The sequence below is a fragment of the Chryseobacterium limigenitum genome, from assembly GCF_900114875.1.
GTDB lineage: Bacteria > Bacteroidota > Bacteroidia > Flavobacteriales > Weeksellaceae > Chryseobacterium > Chryseobacterium limigenitum.
Window position 1 is genome coordinate 43,429 of the sequence record NZ_FPKW01000019.1, and the last position, 25,321, is coordinate 68,749.

Here is a 25,321-nt window from a genome sequence, read left to right on the forward strand (position 1 = left end):
AAATATTTTTTTGTTTAAAAAGTTTCAGGCCTCTAATTTAAAATTTAAACTCGAATCCTGAAACTTTTCTTTACTTTTTAGTTAATATCTTCGAATTCTTTTTTAGAACCTACGATAACATTCTGATACTCTTTAAGACCCGTACCTGCAGGAATTCTGTGTCCTACAATTACGTTTTCTTTAAGACCTGTTAGGTAATCTACCTTACCGGCAACTGCTGCTTCGTTAAGAACCTTAGTTGTTTCCTGGAATGATGCTGCAGACATGAATGATTTAGTCTGAAGAGCCGCTCTTGTAATACCTTGCAGTACAGGCGTTGCTGTAGCTGGTAAAGCTTCTCTTACTTCAACTAAAGCCTGATCTTCACGCTTCAATTTAGAGTTTTCGTCTCTTAATTCTCTTGCAGTAATCATCTGACCTGGTTTGAATTCTTTAGAATCACCAGCTTCAGTTACTACCTTAAGACCGAATACTCTGTTGTTTTCTTCCAAGAAATCAAATTTGTGCTCAAGAGCTCCTTCAAGGAATTGAGTATCACCTCCATCAACGATAGATACTTTCGTCATCATCTGTCTTACGATAATTTCGAAGTGCTTATCATCAATTTTTACCCCTTGTAGACGGTAAACTTCCTGAATTTCATTTACTAAATATTCCTGAACCGCAGTTGGACCTTTAATTCTTAAGATATCGTCCGGCGTAATTGATCCGTCAGAAAGTGGCGAACCAGCTCTTACGAAGTCATTCTCCTGAACCAAGATCTGGTTAGATAATTTAACTAAATAAATTTTTCTTTCACCAGTTTTTGCTTCAACGATCAATTCACGGTTACCTCTTTTGATTTTTCCGTAAGAAACTACCCCATCGATTTCAGTAACAACCGCCGGGTTTGAAGGGTTTCTTGCTTCGAATAATTCGGTAACTCTCGGAAGACCTCCGGTGATATCCCCTGCTTTTGCAGATTTTCTTGGGATCTTGATTAAGACTTTACCAGCCTTAATTTTTTCACCATCGTTTACCATTAAGTGGGCTCCTACCGGTAAGTTGTATGCTTTCTGCTCAACACCTTTAGAATCTACCACCTTCAGAGTAGGTACGGCTTTCTTATTTCTAGATTCAGAGATTACTTTCTCTTCAAATCCTGTCTGTTCGTCAATTTCCAATTGGAATGAAATACCCTGGATAATATCTTCATACTCTACCTTACCGGCAGTTTCTGCAATAATTACCGCGTTATACGGATCCCATCTACAGATAGTATCACCTTTTTTCACTTTATCACCTGGCTTCACAGCTAATATAGATCCATAAGGTACGTTAGCGATCATCAATGGAGTTCTGGTTTCGTTATCAGCAACCAATCTGAATTCCGTAGAACGAGAAACTACTACCTCAGCAGTATTACCGCTTTCGTCTTCAGATGTAATTGTTCTTACATCATCCATTTCAACGATACCGTCTCTTCTAGCTACGATTGATGGGTTTTCTGATACGTTACCTGCAGTACCCCCTTGGTGGAAGGTTCTCAATGTTAACTGAGTACCCGGTTCCCCAATAGATTGTGCACCAATTACACCTACTGCTTCACCCATATGGATTACTTTACCTGTTGCTAAGTTTCTTCCGTAACATTTTGCACAGATACCTTTCTTAGTTTCACAAGTTAATGGTGAACGAACTTCAACAGCTTCTAATCCTGCTTCTTCAATTCTCTTAGCTAATGGCTCATTGATCACCTGATCTGCTTCAGCAATAAGCTCATCGCTTTCAGGGTCATAGATATTATGTAGAGAAACTCTACCTAAGATTCTTTCAGAAATTCTTTCAACGATCTCATCATTTTTCTTCAAAGCAGTAACTTCAGTACCTCTTAAAGTACCACAGTCTGTTTCAGTAATGATAACATCCTGAGCAACGTCTACCAATCTTCTCGTTAAGTAACCCGCATCGGCAGTCTTAAGTGCGGTATCCGCAAGACCCTTACGAGCACCGTGAGTAGAGATAAAGTATTCTAGGATCGAAAGACCTTCCTTAAAGTTTGCAAGGATCGGGTTTTCAATGATCTCCGCACCAGTAGAACCGGCTTTCTGCGGTTTTGCCATCAAACCTCTCATCCCTGATAACTGACGGATCTGTTCCTTAGAACCCCTCGCCCCAGAATCAAGCATCATATATACAGAGTTGAATCCACCTTGGTCGGTTTTCATTCTGCTCATGATCATTTCAGTTAATCCGGCGTTGGTATTTGTCCAAACGTCAATTACCTGGTTATAACGTTCTGTATCTGTAATTAGACCCATGTTATAGTTGGCTCTAATCTCATCTACAGTAGAAATTGCTGTAGCAACCATTGCTTTCTTCTCAACAGGAACTACGATGTCACCTAATGAGAATGAAAGACCTCCTTTAAATGCATTTGAATACCCTAAGTCTTTCATTGCATCCAAGAACTTCACAGTTGTAGGGAAATCTGTATCATCAAGGACTCTACCGATAACGTTTCTTAATGATTTCTTTGTAAGAAGTTCATTAATATATCCTGACTGTTTTGGAACGATTTGGTTGAATAAAATTCTACCAACAGAAGTTTCAATTAATTTAGTTGAAATCTCACCGTTTTCTTTAACAGGCAGTCTACATCTAACCTTAGCGTTTAGAGAAACTTTTCCTTCTGCGTAAGCGATTTCCGCTTCTTCAGGAGAATAGAATGCAAGACCTTCACCTTTTACTTTCATATCTTCTGTAGAGCTCAATTCTTTAGTCATGAAATATAGACCAAGAACCATGTCCTGAGAAGGTACCGTAATTGGAGAACCGTTTGCAGGGTTCAAAATATTTTGAGAACCTAACATTAATAACTGAGCTTCAAGAATTGCTTCAGGGCCTAACGGTAAATGTACCGCCATCTGGTCACCATCGAAATCGGCATTGAAGGCCGTTGTTACTAACGGGTGTAGCTGGATTGCCTTACCTTCGATCATCTTAGGTTGGAAAGCCTGGATACCTAGTCTGTGCAAAGTAGGCGCTCTGTTTAGTAAAACAGGGTGACCTTTCATTACACCTTCTAAGATATCATATACTACTGGTTCTTTTCTGTCAATAATTCTCTTTGCAGATTTTACTGTTTTTACAATCCCTCTTTCAATTAGTTTTCTAATGATAAATGGTTTGTACAATTCAGCAGCCATATCTTTAGGAATACCACATTCGTGAAGCTGTAAGTTTGGACCTACAACAATTACCGAACGCGCAGAGTAATCTACCCTTTTCCCAAGTAAGTTCTGACGGAAACGACCTTGCTTACCTTTCAATGAATCTGAAAGTGATTTCAATGGTCTGTTTGATTCAGATTTTACTGCAGAAGATTTTCTTGTATTATCGAATAATGAATCTACTGATTCCTGAAGCATACGCTTCTCGTTTCTCAAGATTACTTCCGGAGCTTTGATCTCCAATAATCTCTTCAAACGGTTATTTCTGATAATTACTCTTCTATAAAGGTCATTTAAGTCAGAAGTAGCGAAACGTCCTCCATCCAATGGAACTAATGGTCTTAATTCTGGTGGAATAACAGGAAGTACACGCATGATCATCCACTCTGGTCTGTTGATCATTCTAGTGTTAGCACCTCTCAATGCTTCTACAACGTTCAATCTTTTCAGAGCTTCAGTTCTTCTTTGCTTAGAACCTTCGTTGTGAGCTTTGTGTCTCAAGTCGAAAGACAATGCATCAAGATCGATTCTTTTTAATAATTCCTCAACCGCTTCAGCACCCATTTTGGCGATGAATTTGTTCGGATCAGAATCATCAAGATATTGATTTTCTACAGGAAGAGTTTCCATGATATCAAGGTATTCTTCTTCTGTAAGGAATTCTTTATCGTCAAAATCAGAACCATCTAATTTCTTAGCGATACCTTGCTGAATAACAACATATCTCTCGTAATAGATGATCATATCTAATTTCTTAGAAGGTATCCCTAAAAGGTAACCGATTTTGTTCGGTAAAGAACGGAAATACCAGATGTGAGCGATAGGAACCACCAAGTTGATGTGTCCGATTCTCTCTCTTCTTACTTTCTTCTCCGTAACTTCTACTCCACAACGGTCACAAACGATCCCTTTGTAACGAATTCTCTTGTATTTACCACAAGCACATTCGTAATCCTTTACAGGGCCGAAGATTTTTTCACAGAACAAACCGTCTCTTTCAGGTTTATGCGTTCTGTAGTTAATAGTTTCCGGTTTTAGAACCTCTCCTCTAGAATCCTGTAAAATGGATTCCGGAGAAGCTAAACCGATGGTTATTTTATTAAATCTACTTGATTTATTTTTATTTGACATTTTTTAGATTTTAGATTTTGGATTATAAATTTTGGGTTATAAATTCTGAACTGATTCAAAATTCATTTATCAAAATTTAAAATTATTCCTCAAGTCTTACATCAAGTCCAAGTCCTTGTAACTCGTGAAGTAATACGTTGAAAGATTCCGGAATACCTGGTTCAGGCATTGCTTCCCCTTTCGCGATAGCTTCATAAGTTTTTGCTCTACCAATCACGTCATCCGACTTCACAGTCAGGATTTCTCTCAAGATGTTTGATGCTCCAAATGCTTCAAGAGCCCAAACCTCCATCTCTCCGAATCTCTGACCTCCGAACTGAGCTTTACCTCCTAACGGCTGTTGAGTAATCAATGAGTATGGTCCGATAGAACGTGCGTGCATTTTATCATCTACCATGTGACCCAGTTTCAGCATGTAAATAATACCTACTGTAGCCGGCTGTGTAAATCTTTCTCCGGTACCACCATCATAAAGGTGAGTGTTACCAAATTTAGGAAGACCTGCTTTTTCTGTGTACTCAGTAATTTGATCTAATGTAGCTCCATCAAAGATTGGTGTAGCGAACGTCATTCCTAATTTCTGACCAGCCCATCCAAGAACTGTTTCATAGATCTGTCCGATGTTCATACGAGAAGGTACTCCTAGTGGATTCAATACGATATCTACCGGTGTTCCGTCTTCTAGGAATGGCATATCTTCTTCACGAACGATTCTTGAAACGATACCTTTGTTACCGTGACGTCCTGCCATTTTATCCCCTACATTCAACTTACGCTTCTTAGCGATATACACTTTAGCTAACTTCATGATACCTGCAGGAAGCTCATCTCCGATAGAAATTGCGAATTTCTCACGGTTTTTAACCCCTTGGATATCGTTGAACTTGATTTTATAATTGTGAATTAATTGTTTGATCAATTCATTCTTATCGTTATCTACCGTCCAATCTGCACCACTTACGTTTACGTAATCTTCAACTGAAGTTAATAATCTGTGAGTAAATTTCACACCTTTACCGATGATCTCTTCATCAAGGTCATTTTGAACCCCTTGAGAAGTTTTCCCGCTTACAAGTGTATTTAATTTTTCAATTAAAGTATTTCTTAACTCATCAAACTTAGCCTTGTAAGTGTTTTCAATCTCTTCAAGTTTAAGTTTTTCTTCAGTTCTTTTCTTTTTGTCTTTAATATTTCTAGAGAACAATTTTTTGTTGATAACAACACCTCTTAATGAAGAGTCAGCTTTCAATGAAGCATCCTTAACATCACCAGCTTTGTCACCAAAGATTGCTCTAAGAAGTTTCTCTTCAGGAGTCGGGTCTGATTCTCCTTTTGGAGTAATCTTACCGATCATAATGTCACCAGGCTTCACCTCAGCTCCAATTCTGATCATACCGTTCTCGTCAAGATCTTTTGTAGCTTCTTCAGAAACGTTAGGAATATCTGCTGTCAATTCTTCCATACCTAATTTAGTATCACGAACTTCCAGAGAATACTCATCCACGTGGATTGAAGTAAACCAGTCTTCACGTACAACTTTTTCGTTGATTACGATCGCATCCTCAAAGTTGTAACCCTTCCAAGGCATGAACGCAACCACTAAGTTTCTACCAAGAGCTAATTCTCCTTTTTCAGTAGCATAACCGTCGCAAAGTACCTGTCCTTTTTGCACTGTTTCACCAATTCTTACGTTTGGTCTTAGTGTAATTGTTGTACTCTGGTTAGTTTTTCTAAACTTAGTCAAGTTATATGTTTTCGTAGCAGATTCGAATGATACTAGATCTTCGTCATCGCTTCTTTCATATTTAATAGTAATCTTGTCTGCATCTACATATTCAACAGTACCGTTACCTTCAGCATTGATCAAGATTCTTGAATCTTTAGCAACTTGCTGCTCAAGACCAGTACCTACAATCGGTGCCTGTGGCTTCAATAATGGAACTGCCTGACGCATCATGTTTGATCCCATCAACGCACGGTTCGCATCATCATGTTCCAAGAAAGGAATCAATGAAGCTGAAATACCAGAAATCTGGTTTGGTGCAACGTCGATAAGGTTAACCTGAGAAGGCTCAACTACAGGATAATCTCCATCTAGTCTTGCAATAATTCTATCAGTTTGGAATTCTCCCTGATCATTCAACTCAACGTTTGCCTGAGCAATTACTTTATCTTCTTCGTCTTCTGCATTTAGATAAATAGGATCAGCATTAAGATCTACTGTACTGTTTTCTACTTTTCTATATGGAGTTTCGATGAAACCTAAGTTATTAATTTTCGCATAGATACCCAAAGAAGAGATCAAACCAATGTTTGGTCCTTCCGGAGTTTCAATAGGACAAATTCTTCCGTAGTGAGTATGGTGAACGTCACGCACCTCGAAACCTGCTCTTTCTCTTGATAAACCACCAGGCCCTAGTGCAGAAAGTCTACGCTTGTGCGTGATTTCTGAAAGTGGGTTGGTTTGGTCCATGAACTGAGAAAGCTGGTTGGTACCAAAGAATGAGTTAATAACTGATGTTAATGTTTTAGCATTTACTAGATCTAGCGGAGTAAATATCTCGTTATCTCTAACGTTCATTCTTTCCTTAATCGTTCTAGCAATTCTTGAAAGACCTACACCAAACTGTCCTGCTAATTGCTCTCCAACAGTTTTAATTCTTCTGTTAGAAAGGTGGTCAATATCATCAACCTCAGCTTTAGAGTTTACCAATTCGATCAAGTGTCTTACAATCGCAATGATATCTTCTTTTGTAAGAACCTCAGTTGTAGTCGGGATATTAAGACCTAACTTTTTGTTTAGTCTGTAACGTCCTACTTCACCAAGTGAGTATCTTTGCTCAGAGAAGAATAATTTTTCAATAATTCCTCTTGCAGTTTCCTCATCGGGTGGATCTGCATTTCTTAACTGACGGTAAATATACTCTACTGCTTCTTTTTCAGAGTTCGTAGGGTCTTTTTGTAATGTATTCTGGATGATAGAGAATTCATTTGCATTTTCTTTGTGAATCAAGATAGATTTCACACCTGCATCAAGAATAAGATCTAAATGTTCTTTTTCAAGAATAGTTTCTCTGTCTAGGATAATTTCGTTTCTTTCGATAGAAACAACTTCTCCTGTATCTTCGTCTACGAAATCTTCGAACCAAGTGTTCAATACTCTCGCAGCCAATGTTCTTCCTTCAACTTTTTTAAGGGCAGCTTTAGAAACCTTCACTTCTTCCGCAAGGTCGAAGATCTGAAGAATGTCTTTATCAGATTCGAATCCGATAGCTCTTAATAAAGTAGTTAATGGTAATTTTTTCTTACGGTCAATATACGCATACATTACGCTGTTGATATCCGTAGTAAATTCCATCCAAGATCCTTTGAAAGGGATAATTCTTGAATAGTAAAGCTTCGTTCCGTTAGCGTGATAAGTCTGTCCGAAGAATACACCAGGTGAACGGTGAAGCTGCGTAACAATAACCCTCTCAGCACCATTGATGATGAAAGAACCACTATCCGTCATGTAAGGAACCGGGCCTAAATATACATCCTGAACCACAGTTTGGAAATCTTCGTGCTCAGGGTCTGTACAATACAATTTAAGTCTTGCTTTAAGAGGGACTGAATACGTCAATCCTCTTTCTACACACTCATTGATAGAATAACGTGGAGAATCTACCAAATAATCTAAAAATTCCAAAACGAATTGGTTTCTAGAATCGGTAATCGGGAAATTTTCTTGGAAAGTCTTGTGCAGACCTTCTTTTTTTCTGTCTTCAGGAAGCGTATCAAGCTGGAAAAACTCCTTAAACGACTCTAATTGGATATCCAAGAAGTCTGGAGTAATAATTTTTCCTTTCGCTGAAGAGAAATTAATTCTCTGATTCCCCCTAGTTGTTGATGTTGTTTTACTCATAAAACTTTTAAAGAAAGGGTTAAAAAATATTTTGATTTATACAAAAAATATCAGAAAAAGACTGTCGGATAAAAGAGGCAAGACAAAAGACATTTGATGTTTGGCGCTATCAGAAGTGGTCTTTGATCTTAATTCTTTATTCTTATATTCTAATTCTAACTGCAACGCTGGTATATCTTTTCACAGCGTAATGCAAAATATTTTTAAATTTTACTTTTTGAGGCAGAAATTACCGCAATATCTACAAAATTAAAATCCCTTTCATAATTACGAAAGAGTTGATATTTAATATATTATAGATTTACAAACAATTATTAGCGCCAAAAGAGTTGGCAAAGATACAAAAACTTATTTATAATCACAAATAAAACTCTTTCATTTTAAAGCAGTTAAAAAATTCATCCCAATAAAAAAGGCCGCCCAAACGGACGACCTTACCTTACTACTAAAACTATCTCAAGAAATTATTTTACAATAACTTTATAAGATTTTACTGTAGATTTAGTCTCTATTTTGATCATGTACATTCCGGAAGGCAATGAAGAGGTAGAAATCTCTGCATTTCCTTTGAAAGTACCGGTTCTTACCAATTGTCCCTGAGCTGAGAATATGGTGAAAACTCCTTCTTCAGAAGATTTTACGTTAAGATTCTCACCTGCTTTTACAGGATTAGGATATATTTTGATGTCATTTGCAGCCGCAGCAACTTCATTAGTCACAACCGCAGCTTTTTTCGCTTCCATACCCATTTTTGCAGTCTTAGCCAATACAGCGTAAGGTGAAAGTGGAGAATTCGGCGCACCTCTTGTTACAAGATCTGTATCTACAACTGCCTGAATACCATCTGTATCAGCATCGCTGATTTTTGAAATAAATCCTGCTCCAAGGTCATCAAAAACACTTTTGCTGATGGCGTAAAGGTCATATTCAATTCCGTTAGATTTTAAATCAACAAAATCCGGTTTATCGTCTCCGTCCGTATTCATTAGAGGATATTTCATCACTCCTGAATCCGGTGAAGTTTCTAAAATATCAGCAATACCATTAGTTCCAACCGCAACACCTGCATCAATTACTCCATTATGATCAACATCAATCTGATTAATTACAGAAGTCGGAACACCTGATTCGAATAAATCTAAAATTCCGTCATTATCAGAATCAAGATCCAGATAACTTGAAATACCGTCTCCCAGTACAGGAATTACGATAACATCTCCGTCTACATCATCATCTTCAAATCTTCCGTTAGCATTAAGATCTTCCAAAGCATCAGGAATACCGTCGTTATCAGAATCTCCGTCACAAGCATCCTGAATACCGTCGCCGTCTGTATCTATTGTAGCACTTTTATCATTGTCTGCAACACAGCTTTTTGTATCACAAGCATCAGGAATACCGTCTCCATCCGTATCAATATTATCATCACCACCCGGGCAGACATCTCTACAATCAGGAACACCGTCTCCGTCAGAATCCAATTCAACAAAAACATTGTATACGTAGTAATTAATACACTGACAAATCATTGCCGTATGTTTAATTGAAAGTCTGATTCTGTTGAATGGTTTTGTAGATTTAAATCCTACAATTGTTTTTCCTCCTGAAACAGTAATTAATTTTAAATCATTATTAACTGTACTTTTTTGTTCAACCAAAGTATTTCCGTTGTACAACTGAACAGAAATCACTCCAAGAGAACTCCAATCCGTAGAAATATTTTTAGCGATCGTAAATCCAGCAAATGTTCCTGCCGGATAAGTGGTACCAACAGATTCTACTGCAAAATTTCCTGTGATATTATTTTTATTGGAAGGAACTGAGAAAGTAGCATAATTTGAAGCATTAGAATCTACTATATTTTCAGGATTATAAACTCCTAAATAAGAAGTTGAAGTACTCCAAGTTCCTGTCCAAGGCTCACGTTTTCCACAATATAATCCACCATTCGGAAGGTTTCCACAAAGCAAAACTCCTTTGTACGGAGCCGTTCTGTTACACTGAAGATATTGAGTACAGTCACAACTCTGAGGCTCTTCGAAAGCATAATACACTTTTAAAGCTCCCATAGAAGAACAACCTGAATTTTGAGAAATCTTTAATCTTACTTCATTAAAAGGCTTTGTTGTAGTGATTGAAAGCTTTTGTTTATTTCCACTAAGGCTTAATGAAGAAACCGTCATTCCACCAACACCGTCATTGTAAGATTGAGAATCCTGTAACTGACCAAACATATAAGTTTCTATCACAAGATTATCAAGCATTCTTTCCGTCAAAACAGAATTTGAGTTTGCCGGAGCAATAACAAAACCAGCTTTATTTCCAGCAGGATAATATTGACTTTTATCAAAAACTCCAATACTGAAATTCCCCATAAAACCAGAAGGCAAAGTAATTGTTCCGAAAGAACTTTTACTTCCGTCGCTGATCTTGTCTCTATCAGTTACAACAGACAAAGGAGACGTAAGATTGCTGCTGCATGAGATATTGGTATCAGAATCTACAAAAGATCCGCCTCCAATAATATCATCACAAACACCATTATTTTCCAGTTTGATATTATTTGAATCACATGTAAATGCGTAATATACATTCAATGCGCTGCAAGAAGTACTGCTTCCCGATCTTAATAATCTTACTTCATTAAAAGCTTTAGTTGTTTTAAAATGTAAGAATGATCTGACTTTTCTTCCGCCATACGCAGGAACTGACAACAGAGAACCTGCTGCAGATGTTTCCTGAAGAACACCATTTTTATAAGTTGCAATGCTAAGAGCATTTAATACTGTAGAAGTAATGGCACTATTTGCCATATCTACATTAAAACCCGTAACCGATCCTGCCGGATACGTAATATTGTTATTAATAATGGAAATACCATTACTCGATGTATTATTTAATAAAGTACCTAAACTTGTACCATTATCCGTATCTGCGTCTATTACAGAATAAATATTGGTTGGATTAGATGCTGCGACACACTGCCCGTTTTGCGCAAGATAGGCTCTGATCCCCATTCCCCGGATAGGTTTGTAGTTCTGGGCAAATGCATTGCATACAAATAGCAACATTGCCATAAGTGAAATAATTTTCTTCATTTTTTAGTTTTTTGTGTTAAATTTTATACTAATCGTTATTACATAGAGATCTAAAATAATTATTTTGAATAATATCTATTTATGTTTTAATTTATAGCTAAGAGGTGTTATTTGAAAAAACCACCCTTTCGGGTGGCCTTTCTGTAGAAACTATTTAAAAATTATTTCACAATAACCTTATAAGATTTCACAACTGATTTAGTCTCTACTTTAATGATATACATACCCGTAGGCAGTGAAGATGTATTGATTTCGGCATCTCCGGAGAATTTGCCCGATTTGATTAATTGCCCTTGAGCCGAGAACATTGTGTACGTTCCCTCTTCTTTAGTACCTGAAGATTTGATGTAAACATTTTCACCAGATCTTACAGGGTTTGGATATACTTTAATATCATTCACGACAGCAGAAATATCTGTTGTAGCTTTTGCAGACATTTTAGCTCCGGTTTTTGCAAAAGATGCATAAGGAGAAAGTGGAGAATTTGGAGAACCTTTTTTAATTAAATCATTATCCACAACCGCCTGAATACCATCTACATCCGCATCGCTGATTTTAGAAATAAATCCGGCACCAAGATCATCCAGATTATCTTTTCCGATAACATAAAGGTCGTACTCTGCATTGTTTGATTTTAAATCAACAAAATCAGGTTTGTCATCTCCATCTGTGTTCATTAATGGATATTTCATAACGCCTGAATCCGGTGAAGTTTCTAAAAGATCTGCAATACCGTTACTTCCCGCTGCAACACCAGCATCAATAACTCCATTATGATCTGCATCGATTTGATTGATTACAGAAGTTGGAATACCAGATTCAAAAAGATCTAAAATTCCGTCATTATCAGAATCAAGGTCTAAATAACTTGAAATTCCGTCACCTAAATTCGCAATCACCAACTGATCTCCATCCACATCATCATCTTCAAATTTTCCGTTGTGGTTAAGATCTTCCCAAGCATCAGGAATACCGTCGTTATCCGCATCACCATCACAAGCATCAGGAATACCGTCGCCATCTGAATCCAGAACCGGAGATTTGTCATTTAATACAGTACATCCTTCAGCACAGTCAGGAATACCGTTTCCATTATTATCAATACTGTCGTCACCATTCGGACATTTGTCGTTACAGTTTGGAACTCCGTCCTGATCATCATCCAACTGAACAAATGCATTATAAATGTAATACTGTTGAGCTAAAGTAATTCCGATTCCGGGATTAATCTCGATTTTCATTCTGTCAAACGCCTTTGTAGCTGTAAACCCTACATAAAACTGATTGGTTGCAGAAGTAAAAAACTGTCCGCTGAACAATCCGCCAGAAGTTCTGGATTCGGTAACAGTTGTTCCTTTATAGAAAGTAATTGTAATATAATCTAAAGCATTAATTGTAAATAAATTAGCACTTTTCGTCAACGTAAACCCACCAAAAGTCCCTGCAGGATAATCTCCAGTGTTGCTTTTTACAGTAAGTCTTACCGTTGGGATCAAAAGATTGATTGGTGAGAAATTTACAGTCGCAAAATTTGAAGTATTTGTATCTACAACATTTCCTGTGTTTGTAATATTTGTTAATCCGAAAAGAGTTCCGGAAGTGCCCGTCCAAGAAGCGCCGGGAACAATATCTCCTAATCTTGACGTTCCGGAAGTCTGAATATTTTCGTTACAGTCGCATCCCTGAGGCTCTTCAAAAGCGTAATACACTTTTAAAGCACCGAAGTTCACTCCAACCGTCTGTGTAATTTTAAGTCTAACCTCATTAAAAGGTTTTGTAGCAGTAAGAGAGATTTTTTGCTTATTGGAACCAAATCTCAATACTTTAATGTTAATAAGTCCTCCTCCATCACTAAGGTTTTTAGAATCTTGCAGTTGCCCGAATAAATAAGTTTCAACAGTTATGTTTTTTAAGAATTCTGCGCTTAACAATTTTCCCTGATCATCAGGCTCAATTACGAATCCTGCTTTGTTACCAGCCGGATATACCTGATTTTTATCTAAAACTCCAACAGAATAAGATCCTAACAATCCTGCAGGCAAAACAATTGACCCGTAAGAATTTTTGTCTCCGTCACCAATTTTCTCTCTGTTGTTCACATAAGAAAGCGGAGCTAAGAAACTGCTGCTTCCAGATACATTTCCGTCTACACCGCTTCCTGCAATGATATCATCACAAATACCATTATTATCAGTCGGAACTTTGGCAGGATCAAAAGCAAAAGCATAGTACACATTCAATGCGCTGAATACAGAAAGTACATTTACTTGATATAATCTTACTTCGTCAAACGCTTTTGAAGTTTTAAAGTGTAAGAAAATTCTTGTTTTAGTCCCTCCAAATGCAGGAACAGAAAGCAACGTTGTACTCGTTGAAGCTTCCTGAAGAACTCCAGCTTTGTATGTACTGATTCTAATTCCGCTTAGAAAACTTGCGGTAATAACGCTCGTTCCTAAATCTACATTAAAACCCGTAATATAACCCGCCGGATATGTTGTGTTTGTGTTTTTTACCGAAATACCGTTTCCACTTACCAAAGTAGCAAAGCTACCCATGCTTACACTGTTATCAAGATTAGAATCGATAACAGGATTCATGCTTCCATTGTAGCATGCTAAACAAATTCCGCTTCCGTTCACAGGTTTTGCTTCTACCCCCATACCTCGTATAGGTGTGTAACCCTGACCAAAAGCCATTACAGATACTACAAGCGTCATTAAAAACGCCGTAATTCTCCCGAATAATTTTTTTGTCATTTTTTTCTTGTTTGTTTTTGTTGTTTTTTTATTGATGTCTGTATTTTCTTAGTATAAAGCTTTCCAGTTGCTCCCATTACAACCTTCGTGAGCATGTGTTGTAGAATTATATCTAATGGCTCCTTCATCTGCTGATGTGCATCCAGCATTTGCAGCGGACGCAACTCCTTTCATTGAAATTCCTTTACTCACTTCCAAATCTGCAAAGTTGGTAGCACTTGGCGTCATATTAACTCCCACATCAGTAATTGCCGTACCTATTACTCCTGAACCTGAAAAAGTATGAGTTGTATTTGCAAACACTGTCTGACTTGCAATGACAGCATTGGCACCTACACCAAATCCGATAGCTCCGCCCGCACCACTTGCTGTGTTGGCATTACCAAAGGCATAGTTATTCACTGTTACATTATTACCTGTACCAAAGGCAAAACCTCCGGAATTTACATTGGAGTTACCCACGTTAATTCCGCTTACATTAGCACTTGATGTACCATTGCTGTTTCCTAGAACCACTGTGTTTGCGTCTGTGGCAAAGTTTGCATTTCCAATTACCTTTGCACCACTTAAAGCAGAGTTTGAAGCACCAATCGCTACTCCCGGGAAATTAGCAGCCTGAGCGGCAACTGTATTTCCTCTACCTAAAGCTATATTTGATGAAGAGGTATTAGAAAATGTATTATTTGATCCCCAAGAGAAAGAAGCGTAAGGAGCAGACGTATTTGCATTCCCCCCATTTAATGTTCCGTTAGTATCCAAAATACCTTTCACATTATTACCTGTAGCCAAAACTAAATTCTGAGCATCAGTTGTACCTAAGAAATTACCCGATGCAATGGTAGCTCCTAAAGCAGATGAAGTAGCTGTTGTACCTGCATTTCCTGAAACTTTCCAGTCATTAGACTGTGTTTGAGTAGCAGGAACCCAATTTGTTCCGTTAAAAGTCAAGACCTGTCCTGTAGTAGCAGTTGATGTAGTTCCCAGCGGAGATCCATTGATTTTTACAACTGTTGTAGCACCTAAAGTTCCTGTAACATCTCCCGCTAAAGCTAAAGATGAAGCAGAAAAATAAGCCGGAGCCGCAGCTGCACCTGTATTATTTCCAAAAATAGAATTTGCAGGAGCATTGCTAAGGTTAAATGCCAATGATGGATTCGTAGAAGGATTTGATACAGTTGTAGTAAACAGTGGAGATAAATTTCCGGATGAGAAACCTGTTAAAGTACCTACATTGGTTCCTTCTGAAGTTCTTACCCATTTAGTTCCGTCAAAATAATAATATCCCGTTGCTGTTACATTAATCGTTTGGCCAGTCGGGCCGCTATCCGCAGCAGTTACATACACCATTGCTCCACTCTGAAGAGAAGTATAGTTTTTTGCCCTTAATTGATTCCCAGTTAATCTTGGAGCAATAATTCCATCTAAAAATTTTGAATTAGCAGGAGATCCCACAACATCTAATGTTGCCTGAGCCTGACTTGTATTGATGCCAACTTGCGCAGTTGCCAGAAATCCTGTAAAAGATAACATCGAAATAGTGAATAATCTGTTTTTCATTTGTAATGATATTTGTTGTTTTTGTGTGTTTTCCTTAAAAAATAGCAGACCCATAGCCATTTCTCTTATTTAAAAGAGAAAAATCAATATTTTATATCGTTAAAAGTCTGATTAAACGGAGAGTCCGAAAGAAAGCCTTGTAGAAGAACCTTCAGAAAATATTTTATCCGGAATCTTTAGTTGTAAAATATATCCAATCCCATTTTTGGATATCTTAAAAATTTTAAAGTCTACATTATAAGTTAAATTTATTCTTTCTCTCAGTTGATTTTGAGATGAAAATACATACTCTAAAACTTCTTTATGATTAAAGTCCGAGTAAGATATCTTCAACAATTCTTTATTTATACCCTTACAACGATAAGGAGTGAATATTTTTTCAAAAAAATTATCAGAAAGGTTATTTTTTTCTTGATAAACAATAGAAGTATTTATCTTCTCAACACTATTATTCAATTGATTAAAGTGCCTATTTCCGTTTACATTATTTTGAGCAACAAAAATATCATGAGCAAAAGATTCTTGCTGAGGAATTGCGGAGATCTCGTTAGACGATTCAATTACCGTTAACAATGATTCAGCTTTAAGATTCCCAACAGTTAAGACAATAATCCCACAATTGAGGAGGATAGTGAAATAACTCTGGAAAAGAAAGTAGTTTCTTTTCAAATTAGTGCGTGTGTTTTTTTTCGTATGCAAATATAGTATTTTTTCAACTTAAACGATGTTTTATTGGTAAAATAATTACAAAAACAATAGATTTAACTAATACTAATTAATACATAGCTTTAATTTTTACAAAATAATCAATTATAATTAATTATAAATATTCATAAAATAACAATATTTAATTACTACTATAAACATCATATGTTTTTTAAAAGAATAAAAATGCACAAAAAAAAGCCTGAGCAACTGCCCAGGCTTATTATTTTCAGTGTAAATTGAATTATTTCAATTCTACTTCAGCACCAGCTTCTTCTAATTGCTTCTTAAGAGCTTCAGCTTCGTCTTTAGAGATACCAGTTTTAATTGCAGCAGGAGCTCCATCTACGATATCTTTAGCTTCTTTAAGACCAGCACCAGTTAAATCTTTTACCAATTTAACAATAGCTAATTTAGATGCACCTGCAGACTTAAGAATTACGTCGAATTCAGTCTTTTCTTCAGCAGCTTCTCCACCACCTGCAGCAACTACTACAGCAGCAGCAGCTGGCTCAATTCCGTACTCATCCTTAAGGATAGTAGCTAATTCATTTACGTCTTTTACTGTTAAGTTTACTAGCGTTTCAGCTAAATTTTTTAAATCTGACATTGTTGTAATGTTTTTGTTGATTATTTTATTTAATTTTTTGAGTCTAATTATTCAGCACTTGGAGTTTCTTCCGTGCTTTCTGCAGCAGGAGCTTCTGGAGCCGCCTCAGCAGGAGTTTCTTCTACAGCAGGTGCAGCAGCTTCTTCAGCTTTAGCTTCTACTGTTTCAGGTTTGTTTTGAAGAGCAGAAACAACTCTTTGAATTGGAGACTGAAGTAATCCGATGATTTCTCCGATCATTTCTTCTCTAGACTTGATATTTGCTAACGCGTCTAGGTTGTTATCTCCAACATAGAAAGTTTCTTGAACAAAAGCAGATTTCAAAGCTGGCTTCTCTTCTTTCTTTCTGAACCCTTGGATTAATTTTGCCGGACCGTTTGCAGTCTCAGAAACCATTAATGCAGAGTTTCCTTTAAAAGTCTGGAACATTTCAGAGTAATCTACTCCTTCAATCTGCTCCATTGCTTTTTGCAAAAGTGTATTTTTTACAACTTTTACTTTGATATTTTGTTTGAAAGCCTGTCTTCTGAATTCTGAAGACTTAGCAGCGTTCAATCCGTCTAGATCTGCTACATATACTACTTTTGCATCCTGAAGCAAGTCTTTGATCTCTTGTATTGCTACAACTTTTTGGTCTTTTGTCATTGTCTTAAGGATTTATATTAGTTAACAGATTTAGTATCAATTGCAATACCAGGACTCATTGTAGAAGACAAATAGATGCTTTTTACATAAGTTCCTTTAGCTGCAGTTGGTTTCATTTTGATCAATGTAGAAATTAATTCCTGAGCATTTTCTTTGATCTTATCAGCATCGAAAGATACTTTACCGATACCAGCATGGATGATACCATACTTATCTACTTTGAAATCAATTTTACCAGCTTTCACTTCAGTTACTGCTTTACCAATTTCCATAGTTACAGTACCTGATTTAGGGTTAGGCATCAAACCTCTTGGTCCTAATACTCTACCCAAAGGTCCTAATTTACCCATAACAGCCGGCATAGTAACGATAACGTCAACGTCTGTCCAACCATCTTTTATTTTCTGTAAGTACTCGTCAAGACCCACATAATCAGCACCAGCTGCTTTAGCTTCAGCTTCTTTATCCGGAGTTACAAGAGCTAATACTTTAACATCTTTACCAGTTCCGTGAGGAAGAGACACAACACCTCTTACCATTTGGTTTGCTTTTCTTGGATCTACACCCAATCTTACAGCGATATCTACAGAAGCATCAAACTTTGCAGTGTTCACTTCTTTTACAAGAGCTGAACCTTCTTCAAGGTTATAGATTCTTCCTTTTTCTACTTTGCTTAAAGCTTCCTTTTGCTTCTTCGTTAATTTTGCCATTTCTTTAAGTTTTAAGCGTTAGCTGGTTTAGTTCCTGTTACTCTTAATCCCATAGATCTAGCAGTACCTGCAACCATAGAAAGAGCTGAATCCATTGTAAAGCAGTTAAGGTCTGCCATTTTATCTTCAGCAATTTTTTGAACCTGAGCCCAAGATACAGAACCTACTTTGTTTCTGTTTGGTTCTCCAGAACCTCCCTTGATCTTAGCCGCATCCATTAACTGGATTGCTGCAGGTGGAGTTTTAATAACGAATTCAAAAGATTTGTCTTCGTATACTGTAATTACTACAGGTAAAACTTGCCCTGGCTTGTCCTGAGTTCTTCCGTTAAATTGTTTACAAAACTCCATGATGTTCACACCTGCAGAACCCAATGCTGGACCTACTGGTGGAGAAGGGTTGGCAGCGCCACCTTTCACCTGAAGTTTTACCATTTTAAAGACTTTTTTAGCCATTTTTCTTTTTTTATTTTGAATAATTAATGAGTTTGGAAGCATTTATTATTCAGTAGGTTACCGCACTCACATAAAGTAAACCTACTTTTCGGACTGCAAAATTATGAAATATTTTTGAATTAGCAAATGGAAAAACTTGATTTTTAGCAAGATTTGTAATTATATTTTTCTTTTTTCTTGAAGATGTCCTAATTACAGCAACAAGGGATGGGATATTTTTTGGTTTAGCGACTCTAATTTCCTAATCCCTTTTTTTATTTCAAATAAAAAATATAATTTTTGCAAAAAGTCAAGATGACTTCATTATATAAAAAAGAGAATACAAATAATTTGTATTCTCTTTTTTAAGTAAATAAGCCTATTTACTTTATTTCATCTATCGATTAGAAATCATTATACATTGCGTGCGCCTGGAATGATGTTCCTGCTAAACTTCCTCCTTGAACACAATTTGAAGCTGCAACAAAATCAAAACAGGTACCTAAAACCTCAATACTGTGCGTTCCTGCACCTAGTAGAGTTATATAACTTCCAGTATTGTAAAAAATACCTGTCAAATTAGTTCCGGTAGACGTACTATTCGTATAAGCATTTGAAGATCGGACAACATTGGTTCCGTTGATATTCAGGTGTGTTCTCAATAATTTCATCCTACCATCTGAAGCTGCAACAGATAATGTTATAGGTACTGAATAGCTAATCATTACAAACGCGGGCTTTGACAAAGTAATAGACTGGTTGCTGATACTTATAGGAGTACCACTTCCCCCAGCATTTACACTAGGTAAAGTAGTAAGGCTAAATAATTGAACCATTTGCTGGTTAAGAACATTCTTTTTAACATAATCCACATTTCCATTTGCATCAGAAATCAGAACATTATCATAGGTACCATTTGAAGATTGATCAGTTTGAGTTCTCACTCTCAAAGTCCCATTAATATCCAATACTCTAGAAGGAGTTGTTGTATTAATCCCTATTTGGGCGTTAGTATATGCACTAATAAATAAAATAAAAATAAAATTTCTCATGACTGTTTTTTTAATTCGAAATAAAGTTAACATTTTTTTATAAAAAAAATAAAATTATTCATCATTTAATTGAAAATAAATATCAAATGGTGAAAATTACAAGAAGAAGAAGAAGAAGAAAAAACAAAAGCCAGAAGAAAAAAAAATACCTTTTTATAAAATCCCCTCTAATGATATATAGCATAGAAGGGAATATACAAACCTTAGAAATTATCTTAAATTTACAATAGCTTATTAATAATTAACCGAGAATTTGCCTTACTAATTTTCAAATCACTAAGATTTCCCACCATATTATTTGTTCCGTATGTTAAAAATTGTAATGAAACCTGCTGACCCGCTTTTAACCAAATCGTAGCATTACTTGTCAGAAAATACAAATTAAAGCTATTTGCCGGTAATGGATTTTTATCCCCTCTATGAATCACAGCGTTTGTTGTTGCAACACGTCCGTCGTCTACATACAAAGATGTAAAAGCATCTCCCGAAGTTCCGTCAAAAACACCAGATCCGCTTCCTGGTGTTGCAAAACCACAAACTCCATATAAAAAATATAATCCATCTTTTTTAACTGTATATATGCCTGTTGTAGGATCATATGCATTTTGAGGATCATACTGAACATCCAATAATAAAGTAGTAAACATATTATCATTCCAGTCATCATTAGCGTTTAAATCAGCACCTCCAGCAGCATTTAAAACCCTGTTTCCACTATCATCCGCAGAAAAAGCATCAACTCCGGCAACTTTTACAATACCGTTCGAATCTGCAACCAATAATTTATCCCCTGAAACACCAACTGAACTATTTATATTTCTAACCCTTAGATTACCATTGGCAATATCAAGACTTTGTGTTGGAGTTGTGGTTCCAATTCCAACCGACACTGTTCCTGCTCCTATTAAGGAAGACATAGCTACTGTAAAGTCATTTGCTTGTTGTACAATAGATGGCAGACCAACTTTCAGATTATCCTTGCCTCCATCTATATGAAAGATACCTTGAGGATTAGCTGTGTTAATACCAACTTGTGCTCCAACAAGATTTGAAAGAACTATAAAAGCAGTCCATAATAATTGTTTATTCATATCTTTTGTTTAATAATTTATCAACAAATATAGAAATATCAATTACTTTTTCAAAAGCTATAACAAAATGTTAATCAGAAACTTAATACAAAAAAAAATGTAAAAAAAAATATATTATATAAATTTTAAAATAGACATATTAAGATCTATATAAATTTCATGTTAAAGGGATATAAACCGATTTTCATTAAATATGAAAGAATAATTTTCTAAAAGATAAAATATTCAGAAAGTAAAAAAAATTAACTATATCAAGCTAATTAATTAAAAAAAATGCATAGTTAAACGTGTACTTTATTCAAAATAAAAATCAAATCTTCAATAGCATCTTTAAATTTGATCTATTTTTTGATAAAAATAAATAACTGCATTATATTACATAAAAAAGACTGCTAAAAAAGCAGTCTTATAATTTTTATGATAAAGTAATTCTTATACTTTTTCTACTTGCATATAACTTAACTCCATTGGAGTTTTTCTACCGAAGATTAATACAGAAACTTCAATTTTCTTTTTATCTTCAAGAATTTTTTCAACTGTTCCGTTGAATCCGTTGAAAGGTCCGTCAATTACTTTAACGTTTTCACCTACAACATAAGGAATTTCAACATCACTGGCAAATTCTGAAAGTTCATCCATTCTGCCCAGCATTCTGTTTACCTCAGATTTTCTCATTGGTACAGGATCTCCTCCTTTCGTTAAACTTAAGAAAGATATAACTCCTGGAATGTTCTTAATAGCGTGTGGAATTTCACCCATTAGATCAGCTTCAACCATTAAGTACCCAGGATAGTAAGGCTTCTCTTTAGGAACTTTTTTTCCGTTTCTAATTTGAATAACCTTTTCCATAGGAATAACCACTTGAGTAACGTACTGCTCAAACCCTAAACGCTTGATTTCTGTCTCAATATAGTTTTTCACTTTATTTTCCTGTCCGCTGATTGCTTTCAGCACATACCATTTCAATTCGCTCATTATGGGAAAATACTTTTTTAGTTGAACACATTAATTAGCATTCCTATTATGTTGCTAATTGATTTAGAAAACAATTCGTCAACCCCAAAGGTAAATAATGCCAAGATTACTGTTGCAATAGTTACGACAATTGTAGACGACTGCAAGTCAGACCACTTCGGCCATTCAACTTTATGTCTGAATTCGATATAAGAACCTTTTAAAAAATCGATAAATGAACTCATAATTTATATTTGCACGGGCACAAGGATTCGAACCCTGATCAACGGTTTTGGAGACCGGTATCCTACCATTGGACGATGCCCGTAGTAAAAAGCTTCCGAGAGTTTCCTTTCGGAAGCTTTATTTATTTTAAGATGATTAGTCTAAGATTTCAGTAACCTGACCTGAACCAACTGTTCTACCTCCTTCTCTGATCGCAAATCTAAGACCTACGTTAAGAGCGATTGGCTGTAACAATTCTACAGTGATCTCTAAGTTATCACCAGGCATTACCATTTCTACACCTTCTGGTAAGAAGATCTCACCTGTAACGTCAGTAGTTCTTACGTAGAACTGAGGACGGTACTTGTTGTGGAATGGAGTGTGACGTCCACCTTCTTCCTTAGAAAGGATATAAACAGAAGCTTTGAATTTTTTGTGTGGTTTAACAGAATCTTTCTTAGCGATTACCATACCTCTCTTGATGTCAGTTTTTTCAATACCTCTCAACAATAGACCTACGTTATCACCAGCTTCACCTCTGTCTAGGATTTTTCTGAACATCTCAACTCCTGTAATAGTAGAAGTTAATTTTTCTTCACCCATACCGATGATATCAACAGGATCACCTGTGTTGATAATACCAGCTTCGATTCTACCAGTTGCAACAGTACCTCTACCCGTAATAGAGAATACGTCTTCGATTGGCATCAAGAATGGCTTATCAGTATCTCTTGGTGGTTGCTCGATCCAAGTATCAACAGCCTCCATTAATGTTTCAACACTTTTGAACCACTGATCTTCTGTGTTAACAGGAGTTGCAGTAGCTGCAGTAAGTGCTCCTAGTGCAGAACCTTGAATTACTGGAGAGTTATCTCCGTCGAAATCGTAAGTAGATAATAAATCTCTAAGTTCCATTTCAACAAGCTCTAACAATTCTGGATCATCCACCATGTCAACTTTGTTCATGAAAACAACGATTCTAGGTACGTTTACCTGACGGCAAAGCAAGATGTGTTCTCTAGTCTGAGGCATTGGTCCGTCAGTTGCAGCACATACTACAATTGCACCGTCCATCTGAGCAGCACCAGTTACCATGTTCTTTACATAATCCGCGTGACCTGGACAGTCAACGTGAGCGTAATGTCTATTTTCAGTTTCGTACTCAATGTGAGCCGTATTGATAGTAATACCTCTTTCTTTTTCTTCTGGAGCAGAGTCAATAGCAGAGAAATCTTTTTTCTCAGCAAGACCTTTGCTCGCTAATACAGCAGAAATTGCTGCAGTAAGTGTAGTTTTACCATGGTCAACGTGACCAATAGTACCAATGTTCAAGTGTGGTTTGTTACGATTAAACGTTTCCTTTGCCATGATGTAAAATTATTTATTTATTGTTTATTCAAATTTTCGGTGTGCAAATATAATGAATTTTTAAATATCAAAACCTTTTTATTTAAAAAAATTTAAACATTCAAATTCAAAGAATTACAAACCCTATATTTCTATGTATTGAGACTGCAAATTTACACAAATTTCTCGATTGAAAAAATCCTGATAACCGATTTCTCAAAAATCTAAAGTATCTCATTAATTATGAATATTTTAGGGAGATTAAAAAAAAATTACCCTCTAAATATTTATCATACAAAAAACCGGACTAAATCTTTTCTCGTAGATAATATTAAACCTATAAAAATTAATATTATGAAAAAACTACTACACCTTTGTATGGCCCTTTTTACTGTCACGACCCTATTTTCATGTGACGATTCTGACGATAATATGATGATGGCCGAAGAAAATGTAAAAGGACCGGATATCATGGTTTACGGATTAACAGGTACGAATGAACTTGTCGCTTTTAATTCTAATAATCCTAAAATGTTCACTTCCAAAACTGCTGTGGCGGGAATTGTTGCCGGAGAAAAATTATTAAGTATAGACTTCAGACCTGCAACAGGCGAATTATATGCTTTATCAAATGCAAGTAAATTATACATTATTAATACTTCTAATGCATCAGCAAGAGTGGTGAGTTCAACAGCATTTAGTCCTGCAATTTCAGGACCTATAGCTTCGATTGATTTTAACCCGACCGTTGACCGTATCCGTTTGGTGAGCAGTACAGGACAAAATCTGCGTTTACATCCTGAAACAGGAGCCGCCGCTGCGACAGATACTAATATTAGCGGATCAGGCTCTCCATCAATCACGGGAGTTGCTTATACCAACAGTAAAGCCGGTGCTTCTTCTACCGTTCTATATGATATTGATGTTACTTCCGGGAAATTATTTAAACAAGATCCTCCGAATAACGGAACATTGGTAGAAGTGGGAAGTTTGGGAACTACATTTACAGGACAGGCAGCTTTCGATATTAAATATGATAACAGTGTTGCTTTATTAGCTTTAAATAACAATCTTCATTTATTAGATTTAAATAACGGCAAAACCACCAATATAGGCATGTTACAACAACCTATCATTGATCTTGCAATCCCGACAGAAGCAGTAGCTTATGCTATTGATAATTCTAATAATCTTCAAATATTTAACCCAAACAGTCCAATGCCGGTATCAAAAGCTGTAGCCGGATTACAAAGTGGCGAAAATATTTTAGGAATTGATTTCCGTCCTTTAAATGGACAATTATATGCATTGGGAAGTACAAGCAGAATCTACACCATTAATTTAGGAACAGGAGCGGCAACGGCAGTCGGAAGCTCTCCTTTTGCTACTTTACTTTCAGGAACCGATTTTGGATTTGATTTTAATCCATCCGTTGATAAAATACGAGTAGTGAGCAACACAGGACAAAATCTTCGTTTAGATCCTGTTACCGGAGGAATTACAGCAGTAGACACGGCAATTAATCCTGTCGGAGCAATGATAAGCGCAGCGGCTTATACCAATAATTTTGCAGGAACAACCGCAACTACCCTATTTGTAATTGATCATAATACTGATAAATTATACCAACAAAACCCGCCAAACAACGGAACTTTAGTTGAAACAGGCGCTTTAGGAATCAATATTACGAATGCTAACGGTTTTGATATCGGAAGCATGAGTCAGAAAGCTTATTTAATGGCTTCAGTAGGTTCATCAACAAAAATTTATTCGGTGAATACTACAACAGGAGCTGCGACCTCAGTTTCTGATTACCCAAACGCTGTAAAAGCTTTTGCAGTTGGGTTAGGATTTTAAATTCATAACAAATTATTTTGATACTAAGAGGCGC

The 25,321-nt window shown here is 36.3% G+C and carries 16 protein-coding genes and 1 tRNA gene; 1 reads left to right on the forward strand and 16 read right to left on the reverse strand.

Translation table 11 applies throughout. The features are described 5' to 3' along the window. Positions 1-77: 77 nt before the first annotated feature. From rpoC to tuf, 16 genes are all read right to left on the reverse strand, one after another. Positions 78-4,343 (reverse strand): DNA-directed RNA polymerase subunit beta', encoded by a 4,266-nt coding sequence (rpoC, locus tag BT156_RS17895; protein WP_072412192.1) that lies wholly within the window; start codon positions 4,341-4,343, stop codon positions 78-80. Between the two features lie 82 nt (positions 4,344-4,425). Beyond that, the gene (gene rpoB / locus BT156_RS17900; RefSeq protein ID WP_072412193.1) at positions 4,426-8,247 is read right to left on the reverse strand and encodes a DNA-directed RNA polymerase subunit beta; all 3,822 of its coding nucleotides are present in this window, start codon (positions 8,245-8,247) and stop codon (positions 4,426-4,428) included. A 464-nt stretch (positions 8,248-8,711) separates the two neighbouring features. After that, positions 8,712-11,345: a T9SS type A sorting domain-containing protein gene (locus BT156_RS17905; RefSeq protein ID WP_083582392.1), complete on the reverse strand. Its 2,634-nt coding sequence runs from the start codon at positions 11,343-11,345 to the stop codon at positions 8,712-8,714. A gap of 161 nt (positions 11,346-11,506) precedes the next feature. Next, positions 11,507-14,101 (reverse strand): T9SS type A sorting domain-containing protein, encoded by a 2,595-nt coding sequence (locus tag BT156_RS17910; RefSeq protein WP_083582393.1) that lies wholly within the window; start codon positions 14,099-14,101, stop codon positions 11,507-11,509. 48 nt (positions 14,102-14,149) lie between these two features. Further along, positions 14,150-15,658 (reverse strand): beta strand repeat-containing protein, encoded by a 1,509-nt coding sequence (locus BT156_RS17915; RefSeq protein WP_139255513.1) that lies wholly within the window; start codon positions 15,656-15,658, stop codon positions 14,150-14,152. Positions 15,659-15,769: 111 nt separating this feature from the next. Then, on the reverse strand, positions 15,770-16,327 hold the full coding sequence (locus tag BT156_RS17920; protein ID WP_072412197.1) for a hypothetical protein: 558 nt from the start codon (positions 16,325-16,327) through the stop codon (positions 15,770-15,772). Between the two features lie 280 nt (positions 16,328-16,607). Continuing rightward, positions 16,608-16,973 carry a 50S ribosomal protein L7/L12 gene (gene rplL, locus BT156_RS17925; protein WP_072412199.1) on the reverse strand — a complete coding sequence of 122 codons (366 nt, stop codon included), beginning with the start codon at positions 16,971-16,973 and terminating at the stop codon, positions 16,608-16,610. Between the two features lie 47 nt (positions 16,974-17,020). Then, the gene (rplJ, locus tag BT156_RS17930) at positions 17,021-17,617 is read right to left on the reverse strand and encodes a 50S ribosomal protein L10 (protein WP_072412201.1); all 597 of its coding nucleotides are present in this window, start codon (positions 17,615-17,617) and stop codon (positions 17,021-17,023) included. A 17-nt stretch (positions 17,618-17,634) separates the two neighbouring features. Continuing rightward, on the reverse strand, positions 17,635-18,327 hold the full coding sequence (gene rplA / locus BT156_RS17935) for a 50S ribosomal protein L1 (RefSeq protein WP_072412203.1): 693 nt from the start codon (positions 18,325-18,327) through the stop codon (positions 17,635-17,637). Positions 18,328-18,338: 11 nt separating this feature from the next. Beyond that, the gene (rplK, locus tag BT156_RS17940; protein ID WP_072412244.1) at positions 18,339-18,782 is read right to left on the reverse strand and encodes a 50S ribosomal protein L11; all 444 of its coding nucleotides are present in this window, start codon (positions 18,780-18,782) and stop codon (positions 18,339-18,341) included. 383 nt (positions 18,783-19,165) lie between these two features. Further along, positions 19,166-19,813: a hypothetical protein gene (locus tag BT156_RS17945; RefSeq protein WP_072412206.1), complete on the reverse strand. Its 648-nt coding sequence runs from the start codon at positions 19,811-19,813 to the stop codon at positions 19,166-19,168. A gap of 221 nt (positions 19,814-20,034) precedes the next feature. Continuing rightward, positions 20,035-20,904, reverse strand: coding sequence for a complement C1q domain-containing protein (locus BT156_RS17950; protein ID WP_072412208.1), 870 nt, complete (start codon positions 20,902-20,904; stop codon positions 20,035-20,037). Positions 20,905-21,336: 432 nt separating this feature from the next. Further along, positions 21,337-21,879, reverse strand: a complete 543-nt coding sequence (gene nusG / locus BT156_RS17955) for a transcription termination/antitermination protein NusG (RefSeq protein ID WP_072412210.1) — start codon at positions 21,877-21,879, stop codon at positions 21,337-21,339. A 17-nt stretch (positions 21,880-21,896) separates the two neighbouring features. Further along, positions 21,897-22,103 carry a preprotein translocase subunit SecE gene (secE, locus tag BT156_RS17960; protein WP_072412212.1) on the reverse strand — a complete coding sequence of 69 codons (207 nt, stop codon included), beginning with the start codon at positions 22,101-22,103 and terminating at the stop codon, positions 21,897-21,899. A 12-nt stretch (positions 22,104-22,115) separates the two neighbouring features. Further along, positions 22,116-22,186: transfer RNA gene (locus tag BT156_RS17965), tRNA-Trp, on the reverse strand. Between the two features lie 53 nt (positions 22,187-22,239). Further along, the gene (gene tuf / locus BT156_RS17970) at positions 22,240-23,451 is read right to left on the reverse strand and encodes an elongation factor Tu (protein WP_072412214.1); all 1,212 of its coding nucleotides are present in this window, start codon (positions 23,449-23,451) and stop codon (positions 22,240-22,242) included. A 333-nt stretch (positions 23,452-23,784) separates the two neighbouring features. On the opposite strand from tuf, the gene BT156_RS17975 reads away from it, so the two are divergent. Continuing rightward, the gene (locus BT156_RS17975; RefSeq protein ID WP_072412246.1) at positions 23,785-25,287 is read left to right on the forward strand and encodes a DUF4394 domain-containing protein; all 1,503 of its coding nucleotides are present in this window, start codon (positions 23,785-23,787) and stop codon (positions 25,285-25,287) included. The last annotated feature ends 34 nt before the right edge of the window (positions 25,288-25,321 follow it).